The following is a 17,484-nucleotide window of genomic DNA, read 5'->3' as shown; positions in this document are numbered from 1 at the left end:
TTAGAAAATTGACATAAAGATATCTTTATGTCATTAAGTCAAAAATTATGCCCGTTTGATAAGGTCTGGTGATTCTTATGACGTCTTCTGTTGACGATCTTTTTGGTGCTGTTGCACCGCGTACCGATGGTTCTGAAATCTTCACTGCACTGAAAAAGGCTGCCAGTGAACGCATCATGATCCTTGATGGTGCGATGGGAACACAGATCCAGGGCTTAGGCTTTCATGAAGAACATTTCCGTGGTGAGCGGTTTTTGGGTTGTGAATGTCATTTGCAGGGCAATAACGATCTTTTGACCTTGACCCAGCCGAAGGCGATTGAGGATATTCATTATTCTTACGCGATGGCCGGTGCGGATATTCTGGAAACCAACACCTTCTCCTCCACCTCCATTGCGCAAGCCGATTACGGCATGGAGCATGTGGTTTATGAGTTGAACCGCGATGGGGCGCGTCTGGCACGCCGTGCAGCTATCCGCGCTGAACAACAGGATGGCCGCCGCCGTTTTGTTGCCGGTGCCTTGGGGCCGACAAACCGTACCGCTTCGCTTTCACCTGATGTGAACAATCCGGGCTACCGTGCCGTTACGTTTGATGATCTGCGCATTGCTTATGCTGAGCAAATTCATGGCCTGATTGATGGTGGCGCAGATATTATTTTGATTGAAACCATCTTTGATACGCTGAATGCCAAGGCTGCGATTTTTGCCTGCGAACAGGTGTTTGAAGAAAAGCAGATCCGTCTGCCTTTGATGATTTCCGGCACTATCACGGATTTGTCGGGGCGCACGCTTTCCGGCCAGACACCAACTGCTTTCTGGTATTCTTTGCGTCATGCCAAGCCATTTTCTATCGGTCTTAACTGTGCGCTCGGCGCTAACGCCATGCGCGCGCATCTGGCTGAAATTTCAAGCGTAGCCGATACATTTGTTTGTGCTTATCCGAATGCCGGTCTGCCAAACGAATTTGGCCGTTATGATGAAACGCCTGAAGTGATGGCTGCGCAAATGGAGAATTTTGCGCGTGAAGGCCTCGTTAATATTATGGGCGGCTGCTGTGGCTCGACGCCTGAGCATATTGCGGCACTGGCAGAAGTTGCGAAGAAATACCCACCGCGTAAACCAGCTAAACTTGAACCATTGATGCGTTTGTCCGGCCTTGAGCCATTTACGCTCACCAAAGATATTCCGTTTGTCAATGTGGGCGAGCGCACCAATATCACCGGTTCTGCCCGTTTCCGCAAGCTTATCAAAGAAGGTGATTATGCCACCGCTTTGGATGTGGCGCGTGATCAGGTTAGCAATGGTGCGCAGGTCATTGATATCAACATGGACGAAGGGCTGATCGACAGCCAGAAGGTCATGGTTGAATATCTCAATCTGGTCGCATCCGAGCCTGATATTGCCCGTGTGCCGGTGATGATCGACAGCTCCAAATGGGATGTCATTGAGGCAGGCCTCAAATGCGTGCAGGGCAAACCGCTGGTCAATTCTATTTCGCTGAAAGAGGGTGAAGAAGCCTTCATCCATCATGCCAAGCTGGTGCGCGCTTATGGTGCGGCTGTGGTGGTGATGGCTTTTGACGAAACCGGACAGGCTGACACGCTTGAGCGCAAGGTTGAAATTTGTACCCGCGCTTATAAAATTCTGACCGAGGTGGTTGGTCTGCCGCCGGAAGATATCGTCTTTGACCCCAACGTTTTTGCGGTCGCGACCGGTATTGAAGAGCATAATAATTACGGTAATGATTTTATTGGCGCGACCAAGATCATTATTGAAACCCTGCCGCATGTGCATGTGTCGGGTGGTATTTCTAATCTGTCCTTCTCGTTCCGTGGCAATGAGCCGGTGCGTGAAGCCATGCATGCGGTTTTCCTCTATCATGCCATTCAGGTTGGCATGGATATGGGGATCGTTAATGCCGGTCAGCTGGCGGTTTACGAATCCATCGATCCGGAATTGCGCGAGGCCTGCGAAGATGTGGTGTTAAACCGCCGCTCGGATGCGACCGAACGCTTGCTGGAAATTGCCGAACGCTATCGCGGTACGGCTGGTAAAGAAGCCAAAGCCAAGGATTTGAGCTGGCGCGAATTAAGCGTGGAAGAACGCATCTCTCATGCGCTGGTCAATGGTATTACTGAATTTATTGAAGCCGATACGGAAGAAGCCCGCCAAAAGGCCGAGCGTCCGCTGCATGTGATTGAAGGCCCGTTGATGGCCGGCATGAATGTGGTGGGTGATCTTTTTGGTTCGGGCAAAATGTTCCTGCCGCAGGTGGTTAAGTCTGCCCGTGTGATGAAGCAGGCTGTGGCGGTTCTCTTGCCTTATATGGAAGAAGAAAAGCGCTTAAACGGCGGCGACGGTGAGCGTCAAAGCGCCGGTAAAGTGCTGATGGCAACCGTTAAAGGTGACGTGCACGATATTGGTAAAAATATCGTCGGTGTTGTGCTGGCCTGCAACAATTATGAGATCATCGATCTCGGCGTGATGGTGCCATCATCGAAAATCCTGCAAGTCGCGCGTGAGGAAAATGTCGATATTATCGGCCTTTCCGGTCTGATTACGCCGTCGCTGGACGAAATGGTGCATGTAGCTGCCGAAATGGAGCGTGAAGGGCTTGATCTGCCATTGCTGATTGGTGGTGCTACCACCAGTCGCGTGCATACGGCTGTGAAAATCCATCCGAAATATGAGCGCGGCCAAACTGTTTATGTGGTGGATGCCAGTCGCGCCGTGGGTGTCGTGTCGCAGCTTTTATCGCCGGATGCCAAGGCTGGCTATATTCAATCCGTCAAAGATGAATATGCCAAAGTGGCCGAAGCCCATGCGCGTAATGAAGCAGAAAAACAGCGTCTGCCGCTGGCCAGTGCGCGCGCCAATCCGTTTAAAATTGATTGGAGCAATTATCAGCCACTGCGCCCTCACTTCCTTGGCACCAAGGTGATTGATGATATCGATCTGGAAACATTGTCGTCTTATATCGACTGGACACCTTTCTTCCAGACATGGGAGCTCAAGGGGCGTTTTCCGGCGATTTTGGACGATGAAAAACAGGGTGAAGCAGCACGTCAGCTCTATAGCGATGCACAAGCTTTGCTGAAGAAAATCATTGATGAAAAATGGTTTGTACCGCGTGCCGTGATTGGCTTCTGGCCAGCCAATAGTGTGGGCGATGATATCGAGCTTTATACCGATGAAAGCCGTGACCAGCATTCCGATACATTCTTCACGCTGCGTCAGCAATTATCAAAGCGCGGCGACCGCCCGAATGTTGCATTGTCCGATTTTGTTGCACCAAAAGACAGCGGCAAGGCGGATTATGTCGGTGGTTTTGTGGTGACCGCCGGTATTGAAGAAGTGGCAATCTCGGAGCGTTTTGAACGCGCTAATGATGATTATTCGGCCATTTTGGTCAAAGCTTTGGCTGACCGTTTTGCGGAAGCCTTTGCCGAAATGATGCATGAGCGGGTGCGTAAAGAATATTGGGGTTATGCACCGGATGAAGGCTTTACCAATGAAGAATTGGTGTCTGAAGCCTATCAGGGTATCCGTCCGGCACCCGGTTATCCGGCGCAGCCTGATCACACGGAAAAAACCACCTTGTTCCGTTTGCTTGATGCCACCAATACAACTGGTGTGGAACTGACCGAAAGCTATGCCATGTGGCCTGGTTCTTCTGTGTCGGGGCTCTATATCGGCCATCCGGATAGTTATTATTTCGGGGTGGCTAAAGTTGAGCGGGATCAGGTGGAAGATTATGCGCAACGTAAAGGCATGAGCGTTGAGGACGTGGAGCGCTGGCTCGGACCTATCCTTAATTATATCCCCGGACAGGCGGCAAATACGAAAGAATCAGCTGCTTAATCTTTAAAATCTATAAAAAAGAAGACCTGAGACTTGTCATTATTCTCAGGTCTTCTTTGTTTTTGCGCATAATTGTCTTTGTTTTTTGAAATAAGATAAAAACTATACAAGTGCCGATGATAGCCTGTTTATTTTATTTCTGTTACTGTCAAAGTGTATAGCATTACGCATGTTTATTTAAAATATTTAAGCTTGTTTTAATATAAAATCAGAGGCTCCGGTATAAATGCGGAAGCCTGTAATAACACGGGGTTTGACACATGTTATGGGAAAGAATTTACAGCGACGTCAGGTCGGTGGATGATGCTGCATGCCTGTTTAAGGTGATTGCGGATTTTGCTGTTCAATGCGGTTTTGATTATTGCACCTATAGTATCAGTATTCCTGCATTGAACTCGAAATCGAAGTTTTTTCTTTTTGATAATTGCCCGTCATCATGGGGGGCAGACTATCGCGCGGCTAATGCCCATGAAAATGATCCGGTCATTCGTAGGGGCATGAAAAGCAATCAGCCAGTGATCTGGTCCGAGGCGGTTTTTGCAGATGCCGCAGTGCTTTGGCAAAAAGCACGCCAGTCAGGGCTTAATATCGGTATTTCGGTGCCGTGCTGGTCGGCGCATGGTGTGTTTGGTATGCTGAGCTTCATCCGGCGTGAAAAAGCCATCAGTGATGAAGAGTTGCAGGCGCTCTCTACCAAGATGCAGGTGATTGGCAGTCTTATTCATCTGTCGATGTATCAATTGCTGGAGGTGGAAAAGAGCACCGGTATGCAGGATGTGACACTGACGGCGCGCGAGCGGGAAATTCTGCTCTGGACGAGCGAAGGGAAAACAGCGGAAATTATCGGCGCAATCCTGAGTATTTCCACCCGTACGGTCAACTTCCACATCAGCAATGTTTTATCGAAGCTGATGGCAGTCAATAAAGTGCAGGCTGTAATGAAAGCCCGCACACTCGGACTACTTTAATTGCATTATTGCCTATAGCGGTTTGGTCTGTAGGTATTTTTGAACTGACTTATCCCACAAAGTTTTATGCGAAGGACAGATTTTCGTCCGCTCAGGTCTCTGACCAAAGTGTCATTGCAGACCGCATTTAAAAATCACTTTTACAATCTGATAATCTTGCTCAGTCTCTTGTCATTTTCTGCAAGCGGATTCCGTTCAGGCAGTTGCACCATATCGGCTTGGCGTGAGCGTGATGTTGCTTTGACGTGATAGCCCTGGCTTTGCAAAAAAAAGGCACAAGCGCGCGGCCGATAAAACCGGTGGCACCCGTTACCAGAACGCGCGGCGTTTTTTGTTTTACATCACTCAAAGCTTAAATCTTGCCCGACTATATAAATGCCACTAAACTAGTAGAATTATCAATATGTTATAAACCACCGCACAGTGCTTCGGGTATTATATTACTGGACGAGAGCTGAAAGCGAGTAGGAATTTATCTGCGCTTTTGAATCTTCGCACATTCATCCTTTTAAATCAGCACGCCTTATCGCGATAATAATTTCAAGGCATCGACAATGCAGGCTTTGTAAACCTTGCATCTGCCATCAGATCAATCGCGGGGGATAGCATGCAGCTGGCAGCTTCGGTAAAAACACTCACCCATTTGGACAGGCTTGAAGCAGAGGCCATTCATATTTTCCGCGAAGTGGCGGCAAGCTTTTCCACGCCGGTGATGCTTTATTCGGTGGGCAAGGACTCCTCCGTTTTATTGCATCTGGCACGCAAGGCTTTTTATCCGGCCAAATTGCCGTTTCCGTTGTTGCATGTCGATACGACATGGAAGTTTAAAGAGATGATTGCCTTTCGCGATCAGCGGGCACGCGAAGATGGTTTTGAACTGCTGGTGCATATCAATCAGGATGCGGTTGAGCAGAATATCGGCCCGTTTTCGCATGGTTCCAATGTGCATACCCACTTGTTTAAGACCGTGGCGCTGCGGCAGGCGCTGGACAAGCACGGCTTTGATGCGGCCTTTGGAGGTGCGCGGCGTGATGAAGAAAAATCGCGCGCCAAAGAGCGGATATTTTCTTTTCGCAACAGCCAGCATGGCTGGGATCCCAAACATCAGCGCCCTGAAATGTGGAAGATTTATAATACCCGCATTTCAACAGGTGAATCGATACGGGTGTTTCCGCTTTCCAATTGGACGGAGCTGGATATCTGGCAATATATTATGCGGGAAAATATTCCGCTGGTGCCGCTTTATTTCGCAAAACCGCGCCCCGTTGTCGAGCGTGACGGCATGTTGATTATGGCCGATGATGATCGGATGAAGTTGCGCGAGGGCGAGGAATTGGTGACAAGAAAAGTGCGGTTTCGCACCCTTGGTTGCTATCCGCTGACAGGGGCTATTCCGTCAGAAGCTGACAGTCTTGCCGGCATTATCGAGGAAATGTTGCTCTCTAAAACCTCCGAGCGTGAAGGCCGGATGATTGACCGCGATGAAAGCGGCTCAATGGAAAAGAAAAAGCGTGAGGGATATTTCTGATGGTTTTGTTGGGCGTGCCTCAAGCTGGCGCAGAAAGTGTTGAAACCCGTATCGCCGATTATTTACAGGAGCAGGAAAACAAAACCCTGTTGCGGTTTTTAGCCTGCGGCTCGGTGGATGATGGCAAATCAACCTTGATCGGGCGCTTGCTTTATGATGCGCAGGGTATTTTTGAAGACCAGCTGGCGCATTTGAAAAATGACAGCCGGAAATTTGGCACAACCGGTGATGAGATTGATTTTGCGCTTCTTATGGATGGGCTGGAAGCCGAGCGCGAGCAGGGCATAACTATTGATGTGGCCTATCGGTTTTTTTCGACCAAAAAACGAAAATTTATTGTCGCTGATACGCCGGGACATGCCGAATATACCCGCAATATGGCAACCGGTGCCTCAACCGCCGATCTGGCGATTGTGCTGGTTGATGCGCGCCAAGGGCTGATTACACAGACGCGCCGCCATAGTTTTATCGCCAGCCTGTTAGGCGTTCGCCATATTATTCTGGCAGTTAATAAGATTGATCTGGTTGATTTCTCGCAAGCTGTTTTTGAAGAGATTGCGGCTACTTATTTGGAGCTGACCAAAGATTTTGGCTTTGCCAGTATCGAAGCCATTCCGATTTCTGCTCGTTTTGGCGACAATGTCAGTGTGCATTTAGTCAAAACACCGTGGTATCAGGGGCCGACATTGCTGGCGCATTTAGAAACGGTGCCTTTGGAAAAAGCGCCTGACGAGCAGGTCTTTCGTTTTCCGGTGCAATATGTCAGCCGTCCTGATGCTAATTTTCGCGGCTTTGCCGGTACGCTCAGTTCTGGCCATGTGCAAATAGGCGACACGGTCGTGGTTGCCAAAACCGGCAAGCAAACAAAATTGCGCCGTATTATCAGCCCGCAAGGCGATTTGCAGGAGGCTTTCGAGGGGCAGGCGGTTACACTTCTTTTGGAAGATGAACTGGATTTGTCTCGCGGCTCGATGTTAAGCGGCACGGATGACCGGCCGATTTTAAGCGATCAACTGGTGGCGCAGATGATCAATTTTGACGATGCGCCCTTACGTGCCGGACAAAGCTATTGGTTGCGCACCGAAACCGATCAGGTGAGCGCGACTATCACAAAGCTTCAGCATCGTATTGATATTGAAACCTTCACCCCGTCGGATACGCACGAACTGGCTTTGAATGAAATCGGGCTTTGCCAGTTGCAGCTTAATTTGCCGCTGGTTTTTGATCTTTATCAAAATCAGCGTTCGACCGGTGCATTTGTGCTGATTGACCGTGTGAGTAATAAAACCGTGGCTGCGGGGATGATCCGCGAAAACGGCCATAAAGCCAGCAATATCCATTGGCAAAGTGTGGTGCTGGATGCCAAAGCTCGTGCCGAGCAGAAGTTCCAAAAACCTGTTGTCTTGTGGTTTACCGGTCTTTCCGGCTCAGGAAAATCCACCTTAGCGGGATTATTGGAAAAGCGGCTTCATAGTCTGGGCAAACATACCTATCTGCTTGATGGCGATAATCTGCGCCATGGGTTAAACCGCGATCTGGGATTTAGTCAGGCAGATCGCAGCGAAAATATTCGCCGTATCGGTGATGTATCGCATTTAATGCTGGATGCAGGACTGATTGTTTTGGCGGCTCTTATCACACCCTTACAAGCGGATCGTGATCGTTTGCGGGCGCGTTTTGCTGATGAGGATTTTATTGAAATCTTTGTCGATACACCGCTTGAAACCTGCATTGAGCGCGACCCCAAAGGGCTTTATGCTAAGGCGCTTGCCGGTGAAATACAGGATTTCACCGGTATTGATGCCCCTTATCAGCGCCCTCACACGCCGGATTTGCATCTGCAAACCGATGGGCGCAATGTGGAAGAATTATTGGCTGAGATTGAGCATTATCTGACGAAGCGCGGTATAATCGGCAGTTATGGTACTGATTCTTGGTCGATTTAAACAATGAATGAAATGACATCCGCTGCATTCGATGAAGCATTACTGCTGCAAGAGCTGGAACTTGCCGCTCTTGAGGCAGGGCGTGAAATCATGCGCATTTATGCGGCAGGGTGTGCTGTTTTAGCAAAGGCCGACCAGTCACCGGTGACGGAAGCCGATCAGGCCGCTGAAAGGCTGATCTTGCAAAGGCTGCGTGCTTTTGCACCGGATATTCCGATTATCGCCGAAGAAGAAATGGCCGCAGGTCTTTCACCGCAAGAACTGGGGTCGCGGTTTTTTCTGGTCGATCCGCTTGATGGCACTAAAGAATTTATCGGGCGTAACGGCGACTTTACCGTCAATATTGCACTGATTGAAAATGGTGTGCCGGTTTTAGGTGTCGTTTATGCGCCTGTTGGTGGCCGATTATATCTGGGGGGTTCATCAGGGGCGGTCAAAGTGCTCATTGATGATGAAGGCCAAGAGCATTCGCGGGCATCAATCCATGTGCGCCAAGCACCGGCACGCCTGATTGCCGTTGCCAGCCGCTCGCATAATACGCCGGAAACTGATGCATGTTTGAAGAATTATTCGATTGAAACATGTGTGTCGGTCGGGTCGTCTTTGAAGTTTTGTTTGCTGGCTGAGGGGCAGGCGGATTTATATCCGCGTTTCAGCCGCACAATGGAATGGGACACGGCAGCAGGCGATGCGGTTTTGCGCGCTTCCGGTGGTTTGAGCACGACATTGGATGGCAAGCCGATGCTTTATGGCAAGCGCGGGCAGGCTGATGATTGCGATTTTGCCAATGGCTTTTTCATCGCGCGCGGTTGTGCCAGCCTTGATAAAGCCCAGCCGCCGCATGGTTGATATGAAGTTTACCTGCGCACGGCCATGGCTGTCAGTGGAGCTTGGCTCGGTGCATCAAGTGCTGAGCTGGACGCTCAATGCGCCGGGCTTTATCGAAACGGACAGAGTTGTCTGGCGTGAGGTGCGCAATAGCGATTTAACGCCGGAACTCGATGCGCATCAATGGTTGTTGCAGGAGTTGCAACGCAGCAACAATGCGCAGGCCGTAGCCTTTCTCACATCGCGCAATATAGATTTTCACCACTATGCCGAAAAAAGCATTGAGGGTGAAAAAGTCTCGTGCCTTGTCACGGCAGGCCTTTCTAATGCCGAGCGTGTTGGCGTACGTCATGGGCCGCAAAACCGTTTTGGCACTATCAATATTCTGGTTAAAACCATCAGCCACTTGTCGCAAGCAGCGATGATCGAGCTGATGTCAGTGGTGGTGCAGGCGCGGACATTAGCTGTGCTGGAAGCTGATATTAAAATTGGTGCGCACCAACAAGCTGCAACAGGAACCGGCACAGATTGTGTGGCAATTGCCAGCCCGTTACGCGGTGCTGCAGCGCCGTGCATTTATGCTGGTCTTCATACGGCTATTGCAGAAGCCGCAGGAGTTGCGGTGTTAAGTGCTATGCATGAAGCGCTTACTATCTGGAAGAAAAACCATCTGAACCCGTAAAGTGAACTGCGCCTCTATGCGCATTTCATTTTTCACTTTTCTTCACTATTGTGCTGATCTGGAAAAATGGGAAAGCAGCATGCAGTTAACGCCACGCCATAGTGCTATTCTGGAACGTGCCAAATTACATGGTCAGGTCATGGTGGATGATCTGGCGCTGGAATTTGACGTGACACCGCAAACCGTGCGCAAAGATTTGAACGATCTGTGCAAAGCGCGGTTGCTCAGGCGCATTCATGGCGGCGCACTTTATCCTTCCGGCATCGAGAATATGGAATATGAAGCCCGTCGCCAGCTTTGTGCGCGCGAGAAGGGGGCTATTGGTAATGCTGCTGCTGCGATTATCCCTGATGGGGCTTCGCTTTTCATCAATATCGGCACCACCACCGAGGCGGTCAGTCAGGCATTAAGCGAGCATAGCCGCCTGATGGTCATCACCAATAATATCAATGTTGCAAATAGTTTGCGTATTTTCCCTTCCATTGAAGTGGTGATTGCCGGTGGCGTGGTGCGTGGCTCCGATGGTGGTATTGTCGGTGAAGCAGCCGTTGATTTTATCCGCCAGTTCAAGGTGGATTTTGCGATTATCGGTGCCTCGGCCATTGATCAGGACGGCGCATTGCTGGATTTCGATTATCGTGAGGTGAAAGTGGCGCAGGCCATTATGGCCAATGCGCGCCATGTTATTCTGGTGGCGGATTCGTCAAAAATGGAACGTACTGCACCGGTTCGTATCGGGCATTTATCGCAAATCGGCACTTTTATCACCGATTTTTGCAGCGAACCGAAACTGCGCGACCTATGCGCAGCCCATGATGTGAAGCTGATAGAAACCGAAGGTGAAAAAACTATCGAATAGTTTCATTTGTTTTCATATTGCTTTCATATGAAACTGGTTTATATTCATTTATAGTTTTTTGAAAGCAAATGGAGCCATATTATGGCTGAAACTCCTGCATTCGATATTTTTGTCATCGGTGGCGGCATTAATGGCTGTTCGATTGCGCGTGATGCGATCGGGCGCGGCTATTCTGTGGCGCTGGCAGAGATGAATGATCTGGCAAGCGGCACCTCATCACGGGCGACCAAGCTCATTCATGGTGGTTTGCGCTATCTGGAATATTATGAGTTTCGCCTTGTGCGCGAAGCGCTGATGGAGCGCGAAATTTTATGGGCCAATGCGCCGCATATTATTGCGCCGATGCGTTTTATTTTACCCTTTCATAAAGGCGGCGCGCGCCCTGCATGGCTGCTGCGCTTGGGTCTTTTCCTTTATGACCATCTGGGCGGACGCAAGAAACTGGCCGCCACCCGCACGCTTGATATGAAGCGTGATGCGGCAGCCGAACCTTTGAAGCCGCTTTTCACCAAGGCTTTCGAATATTCTGATTGCTGGGTGGATGATACGCGTTTTGTTGTGCTCAATGCGCGTGATGCGGCAGATCGCGGAGCTGAAATTTATACCCGCACCAAAGTGGTGAAAGCCTCGCGCGATAAGACCGGCTGGCTCATCACATTGCAGGATGTCCGTTCCGGCGCAACCCGACAAATCCGTTCTCGTTTGCTGGTCAATGCGGCAGGCCCTTGGGCAGACAAAGTGCTGGAAGGCGTTGAGGGTGAAAAACACGCCCATAATGTGCGCCTCGTGCAGGGCAGCCATATCGTTATTCGCAAAAAGTTTAACGACAGCCGTGCTTATTTCTTCCAGAATAATGATGGCCGCATCATCTTTGCCATTCCTTATGAGCAGGATTTTACCCTGATCGGCACTACGGATCAGGATTATCATGGTGATCCGGCTAAGGTGGAAATTACGCAGTCCGAAACTGATTATCTTTGTGCGGCGGCGAGCGAATATTTCCGCGAGAAGGTCGAAGGGGCAGATATTGTCTGGGCTTATTCCGGTGTGCGTCCGCTTTATGATGATGGCGCTTCGCAGGCGCAGGAAGCAACGCGTGATTATGTGCTGAAAGAAGATGTGAGCGGCGGTTTGGCACCGCTCGTCAATGTCTTTGGCGGCAAGCTGACCACATCACGCCGTTTGGCCGAACATATGCTGGAAAAGATTGAAGCGCTCATTGGCAAAAAAGGCGTGGCTTGGACGGATAAAGCCGCACTCACCGGCGGTGAATTTGCCATTGCCGATTATGATGCCGAACTGGCGAAATTACAAAAAGCCTATGGTTTTTTAAGTGCTTCGCATGCTGCGAGATTGTTCCGTCTTTATGGTTTGAAGGCGCATGACCTGTTAGGTGCGGCCAAGACGACCAGTGATTTAGGTGAGCATTTCGGGGCTGATCTTTATGAGCGGGAAGTTCAATATCTGAGGAGTCATGAATGGGCGCAGACAGCTGAAGATATTGTCTGGCGACGCACCAAACTTGGTTTGCGGATGAGCGCCGATGAAGTGCAAAACCTGCAAAACTATCTGGTTAAATAATAAAAAAAGCCCCGCTCAGACGGGGCTTTTTAAATGGATCTATGGTGATCAGGATTGCGGCACTGCTTTACGGAAGAAACGCTCACCCGCATAATCCTGACCAAACATCTGGTCATATTGGATAAGCTGATAATCGCGCACCAGCTTTGGCCATTCAGAATTGCGCTGCCAGTTTTCCTGTGTGCTGCCGTCCGTGGCAAATAATACGTGATTATCAATCACCGCATATTGATCATGCAGGGCGCCGAGAAAATCCGTGTAGAACGGGTGGCTGACGCCTGCCATATTGAGAATATGCAGCGGTAGGAAAGCAGGGCTGATGGTGCCGGTTTCGCGCTGAATACCGCTCTTGCTTGACCATAAGACCAATGGTGTTTCGTGTTCGCGCGCCATGTCAGCGGCAGGTGCTGTGCGGCTTGCAACGCGCGCAGTCATAAAGCCGGTATCGACATAAGCGGGACCGAGTGGTGGCAAATGATCACCGAAAAACACCAAAATGGTTTCGCGTTCACGGCTTTTTGCCCATTTCATCAAACGCAACAGGCTGGCATCGGCTTCATTTGCACCTTGAGCAAAAGCTTTGATCGCTTCACGCGCATGTTCGGGTGCGTGGCCGGTCACTTCCAGCTTGCTGTCCGGATAGCGGCTGGCGGCATAAGGGCCGTGGCCTTGCAAAGAGACGGCAAAGAAGAAAAACGGCTGTTCGATGCTTTCTGCTTCTTTGATCATTTCACTGACCATGGCATCATCAGAGGCAAGCGTGCCGCTTTTTTCAAGCTCTGGCATGGTTTCTTCAGACATGAAGGCATCAAAGCCTAAATGCTGATAGACATTACCGCGGTTCCAGAAAAACGCGCGGAACGGATGCACAGCGCGGGTGGCATAGCCTTGTTCTTTAAAGAAAGAGGCGAGCGATGGCACAGAGCCGCGGATATATTGTTGATAAGGAATACTGCCGGTTGGCAGGAAAGCCTTGGAAAAACCGGTCAGTGCTTCAAATTCCACATTGGCGGTCATGCCGCCAAATTCCGGCGAAAATACATGGCCGGACTGGAACTTGCGCACGGTCGGGATCGGGTCGGTGTTGAAGTTCACCCCCGGCAAACGGGTCGGATCCCAGAAGGATTCGCTCATTACCACAATAATATCAGGCTGCTGGCGGTTATTGAGCGCCGCACCGCTGATGCGGTTGACTTCAATATTGTTGATTGCACCGGCTGAATAAGCTTCCGGCGCAAAGACTTTCGCCATCGGAATGTTTAAAATAAAGGCAACCGCAAAGCCGTTATGCTGATAATTGGCAGTTTGATCCCACATCATCGGCGCGATTTTCAGCTTATCGCGCGACCATGAATAGGTGGCAAAATCTGAAATATAGCCGAACCAGCACAGTGCCGGCAGCGCAATGACAAGCCGCCAGATACGGGCATTGATGTTTAATGGTTTGAACTTCGTACGGCCATAAAAGACCGCCATGATGAATGCTATTACCAGCACCACAAGGCAGACAGCAATTAAAATAGCACTTAACGGGCGGTCGCGCACCAAAAGCGGCAGCAGATCAACAATCTGGCGGGCATAGAGAAAATCGCTCGGATAAAGCGGATCACCTAAATAAAGGCTTTTTTGATAGGCAACAGCACCGCTGATTAAGCCGATAATACCAATGAAAACGGCACTGAAAAAGGCGCGGCCTAATAATGCGTCACAGGCTGTGATGGTGCATGCGAGCAAAAACACTGTTGTCCATGACGGCTGTTGCCAATTGGTGAAGAACCGGATCGTCTCGTTAAGCGAACCGCGTGCCAGCCATTCAATGCAGAAAACCAACAGCGTAGAAATGATCAGCGAACACAGCGCAGCACGCGCTACGTGTTTAACAGTTGCTGATAATTGCCACGGATAGGTCAGACCACTTTGCGTGGTTTGATGTTCCGCCTTCACATTGTCAAAAAGCTGGCTCACAGACGATCCCTTATTGAGAAGCTTGTCCTGTCACATTTCTGTCATGGAAATGTCAAGTCGGTGAGCTCTGTGCGTGATCGGCGGTGCTTTTGCAAATCAAAACTGCGTTGCATGTGTTAATAAGCGGTCACAGATGATAAAGGCTTTGAAATAAATAAAGCGGCGGATCATCTCCGCCGCTTTTTATCTTATATCCGTTGGCTTTGTTTTTTAAAAAACGTCTTCCAGCCCCTTGGTCAGTTCCAGTGCCTGACGCTCAAACAAGCGGCGGTAAATACCACCGTTCAAACGGATGAGCTCGTCATGATCACCTTCTTCGATGATTTCTCCGCGGTCGAAAACCAACAGGCGATCAAGCGCGCGCACCGTGGAAAGACGGTGTGCAATCACCAAAGTTGTGCGTCCTACCATCAAGCGTTCCATTGCCTGCTGGATGAGGACTTCAGATTCAGAATCAAGGCTCGATGTGGCCTCATCCAAAATCAGCACCGGAGCATCGGCCAGAAAGGCACGGGCAATGGCAACACGCTGGCGTTCACCACCTGAAAGCTTGATGCCTCGCTCTCCAACCAGCGTGGCATAGCCTTTTGGCAACCGCATGATGAAATCATGAGCGCTTGCCAGTTTTGCTGCCTGTTCGATTTCGGTCAGACTTGCACCCGGGCGCGCATAGGCAATGTTTTCTGCCAATGTGCGGTGAAACAGGATTGGCTCTTGCTGCACGATGGCAATCTGCGAGCGCAGCGATGATTGCGTGACATCGGCAATATTTTGCCCGTCAATCAGAATGGCACCGCCACTGACATCGTAAAGCCGTTGAATGAGCTTCACAAAAGTGGTTTTGCCGGAACCTGAATGCCCCACCAGACCAACACGCTCACCGGCTTTAATATTGACGCTGAAGTCTTTGTAAAGCGGGTTTTCATGGTCGCCATAATGGAAAGTGACATGGTCAAAATCGATCTGGCCCTTGGTGATATTGATCGCTTTGGCATTTGGCTTGTCAGCAATGCCAAAAGGACGGGCTTCAATATCGACCAGTTCTTCCATGTCGTTGACCGAGCGTTGCAGGTTGCGGATATGCATCCCCACATCGCGCAGGTAACCTTGCAAAATGAAGAAAGCGGTCAATACGAAGGTGATGTCACCGGCGGTTGCCTGTCCCTGGCTCCATAGATAAAGCGCGAAGAAAATGACCAGACCGCGCATGATGAGCAGGTTCAGGCCTTGGATGAAGCCGTTCAGCGTTCCGCGCAGCCATGTGCGTCGGGTACGGCCACGCCATTTCGCAACCACCTTGGTCAATAAGTTGTCTTCACGCGCTTCAGCACCAAAGGCTTTGACCACGGAGTTACAGGAAATAGCATCGGCCAGCGCACCGCCCATGCGGGTGTCCCACGCATTGGCAAGGGTTGCAGCGGGCGCCACAATGCCCAGTGAGATGATAACCGTGCAGATAATGAACAGGATTGAGCCAATGGCAACAATTAACCCCATCATCGGCCAGTACCATGCCAGCAATGCAGTGGAGCCCACCAGCATGACAAGGGACGGAAACAGTGCTACCAGCAAAGTGTCATTGAGCAAATCCACCGCCCACATCGCACGCGTTACTTTACGCACTGTCGAGCCTGCAAAGGAGTTGGCGTGCCAGTCGGTGGAAAAACGCTGCAAGCGATAAAAGGCACTTTGTGCCATGTCACTCATGATTTTCAAGGTGAAATCAGTGATGACATAGAAGGTCAGCTGACGCATAACCAAAGCCAGACCGCCTAAGGCCAGCAGGATGACAAGCGCTGAAACGGCTGCACTCCAGGCATCATTTTTGCTCAAAACATCATTGGCGAGGGCGTCAACGAGCTTACCCGAATAAAGCGGGGTCAACACGTCGGCCACCGTTGCCAACATCATGCCTACCAGCATGAGTGCAATTCTGACCGGCTGGTTTTTCCATTGCCGGAAAGTATATTTGAGGACATTGCGGAAGGCCGGCCCTCGAAAGTCAAGACGTAATCGTGACATGAGATTTTTCACGCATGCCTTATCCTCATGCGCGAACCTTATGAATGAGATGCAACGACAGCCTGATAATAAACTGCGCGGCATGAATTGAGAAAATCGGTTTTTAAGCGAAACAAACGAACGTGAAGGGCAATAGCGGCAAACGGGTCGGGCCGTATTTCGGGCGTCTGTTTTATAAGTTTGAGAGTAGGTCAGGAAAATAAGCCGGAAGGGTGCTCTGCAACTCGAGGCTTCCGGCGCGGTGTAAAGGCTTTTAACGGATCAACAATTAAAAGCGGAAACCACAGGACGCGCACGGCGAAGCCCATGAGGCAATGCGGAAAAACGTGCAATAAACATTTTTATACCTCCTGTGCGCGTGAATAATCTTTAAAACGTAATAGAATTCGTCTTGCTCGCCAAGAGGTTAGTTTTGGCGAGATGATTGCAATAGCCTGTCTGTGTTAAATATATCACATGAGCTTTTAAGGCTTCTGCGGCCAGACAGCTAGTTTTCTGGCAAAATGGCCAATCAATTTGTGTAGAATTAAAGTGAAGATCACCAAAATAAACAGGGCTGCGAACATCAGATCTGTTTTGGCGCGGCCATTGGCAAGCAGCATTAAATAACCGAGCCCTTTGGACGCGCCCACCCATTCGCCGATAATGGCGCCAATGGGCGCATAAACAGCGGCAAGGCTTAAACCGGAGGCAAGAGAGGGAAATGCTGCCGGAATGCGCACCCGAAACAAGGTTGAGAACTGGTTTGAACCTAAAATAGCGGCTGCATCCAGCAGGCTTTGATCGGTGCGGCGTAATCCGTCCAGAAAGGTGGAAACGACGGGGAAGAAAATCATCAGCACAGTGATGGCAATTTTGGAGCCGACACCATAGCCAAGCCATAAGGTAAGAATGGGAGCCAGAGCAAAGATTGGAATGGTTTGGCTAAAAATTAACATTGGCAAGACAATACGCTGTGCCAGTGGCGACAGCATTAGCGCAATCGCTACAATTATGCCGATGAAACTGCCTAAAAACAGGCCGGATAAAATCTCGCCAAATGTGATCAATGCATTCGGGATCAGCAGTTCAATATTGTCATAAAAAGCGTAGATGACATCAACCGGCCCGGGCAAAATAAAACGCGGAATTGCAAATAGCCAGATCAATCCCTGCCACAACAGCAGCGCTGTGAGGGCAGAAATGACACCATCAGGCAGAAATTTGCGTGACGTTTTCAATTGCGCGGACCGATTGCTCATA

At 50.0% G+C, this 17,484-nt stretch carries 11 protein-coding genes; 8 read left to right on the top strand and 3 right to left on the bottom strand.

Annotated elements, in window-relative coordinates:
* The first annotated feature begins 77 nt into the window (after positions 1-77).
* The 8 genes from metH to glpD all read left to right on the top strand — a co-directional run bounded on the left by metH (position 78) and on the right by glpD (position 12,255).
* On the top strand, positions 78-3,863 hold the full coding sequence (gene metH, locus ABDZ76_RS03980; protein WP_343801630.1) for a methionine synthase: 3,786 nt from the start codon (positions 78-80) through the stop codon (positions 3,861-3,863).
* Positions 3,864-4,123: 260 nt separating this feature from the next.
* Positions 4,124-4,831 (top strand): autoinducer binding domain-containing protein, encoded by a 708-nt coding sequence (locus tag ABDZ76_RS03975; RefSeq protein ID WP_343801627.1) that lies wholly within the window; start codon positions 4,124-4,126, stop codon positions 4,829-4,831.
* Between the two features lie 607 nt (positions 4,832-5,438).
* On the top strand, positions 5,439-6,359 hold the full coding sequence (gene cysD, locus ABDZ76_RS03970) for a sulfate adenylyltransferase subunit CysD (RefSeq protein ID WP_343801624.1): 921 nt from the start codon (positions 5,439-5,441) through the stop codon (positions 6,357-6,359).
* Complete coding sequence (cysN, locus tag ABDZ76_RS03965; protein WP_343801621.1) at positions 6,359-8,305, top strand: sulfate adenylyltransferase subunit CysN; 1,947 nt, start codon at positions 6,359-6,361, stop codon at positions 8,303-8,305. The genes cysD and cysN overlap by 1 nt, the downstream gene beginning before the upstream one ends.
* A gap of 12 nt (positions 8,306-8,317) precedes the next feature.
* The gene (gene cysQ / locus ABDZ76_RS03960; protein WP_343801618.1) at positions 8,318-9,154 is read left to right on the top strand and encodes a 3'(2'),5'-bisphosphate nucleotidase CysQ; all 837 of its coding nucleotides are present in this window, start codon (positions 8,318-8,320) and stop codon (positions 9,152-9,154) included.
* The gene (locus tag ABDZ76_RS03955; protein ID WP_343801615.1) at positions 9,075-9,815 is read left to right on the top strand and encodes an adenosylcobinamide amidohydrolase; all 741 of its coding nucleotides are present in this window, start codon (positions 9,075-9,077) and stop codon (positions 9,813-9,815) included. The genes cysQ and ABDZ76_RS03955 overlap by 80 nt, the downstream gene beginning before the upstream one ends.
* Before the next feature lie 79 nt (positions 9,816-9,894).
* Positions 9,895-10,674, top strand: coding sequence for a DeoR/GlpR family DNA-binding transcription regulator (locus tag ABDZ76_RS03950; RefSeq protein WP_343801612.1), 780 nt, complete (start codon positions 9,895-9,897; stop codon positions 10,672-10,674).
* A gap of 81 nt (positions 10,675-10,755) precedes the next feature.
* Entirely contained in the window at positions 10,756-12,255 is a 1,500-nt protein-coding gene (gene glpD / locus ABDZ76_RS03945; RefSeq protein WP_343801609.1) for a glycerol-3-phosphate dehydrogenase, read from the top strand.
* A 48-nt stretch (positions 12,256-12,303) separates the two neighbouring features.
* On the opposite strand, the gene ABDZ76_RS03940 is transcribed toward glpD, so the two are convergent.
* The 3 genes from ABDZ76_RS03940 to ABDZ76_RS03930 all read right to left on the bottom strand — a co-directional run bounded on the left by ABDZ76_RS03940 (position 12,304) and on the right by ABDZ76_RS03930 (position 17,483).
* Complete coding sequence (locus ABDZ76_RS03940; RefSeq protein ID WP_343801605.1) at positions 12,304-14,220, bottom strand: LTA synthase family protein; 1,917 nt, start codon at positions 14,218-14,220, stop codon at positions 12,304-12,306.
* Positions 14,221-14,430: 210 nt separating this feature from the next.
* Positions 14,431-16,242, bottom strand: coding sequence for an ABC transporter ATP-binding protein (locus ABDZ76_RS03935; RefSeq protein ID WP_343801602.1), 1,812 nt, complete (start codon positions 16,240-16,242; stop codon positions 14,431-14,433).
* 464 nt (positions 16,243-16,706) lie between these two features.
* Complete coding sequence (locus ABDZ76_RS03930) at positions 16,707-17,483, bottom strand: ABC transporter permease (protein ID WP_343801600.1); 777 nt, start codon at positions 17,481-17,483, stop codon at positions 16,707-16,709.
* Between the last annotated feature and the right edge of the window lies 1 nt (position 17,484).

This window comes from Paenochrobactrum glaciei (assembly GCF_039522165.1).
GTDB lineage: Bacteria > Pseudomonadota > Alphaproteobacteria > Rhizobiales > Rhizobiaceae > Paenochrobactrum > Paenochrobactrum glaciei.
Note: the sequence above shows the minus strand (reverse complement) of the source record. Positions and strands in the feature narration are given on the sequence as shown.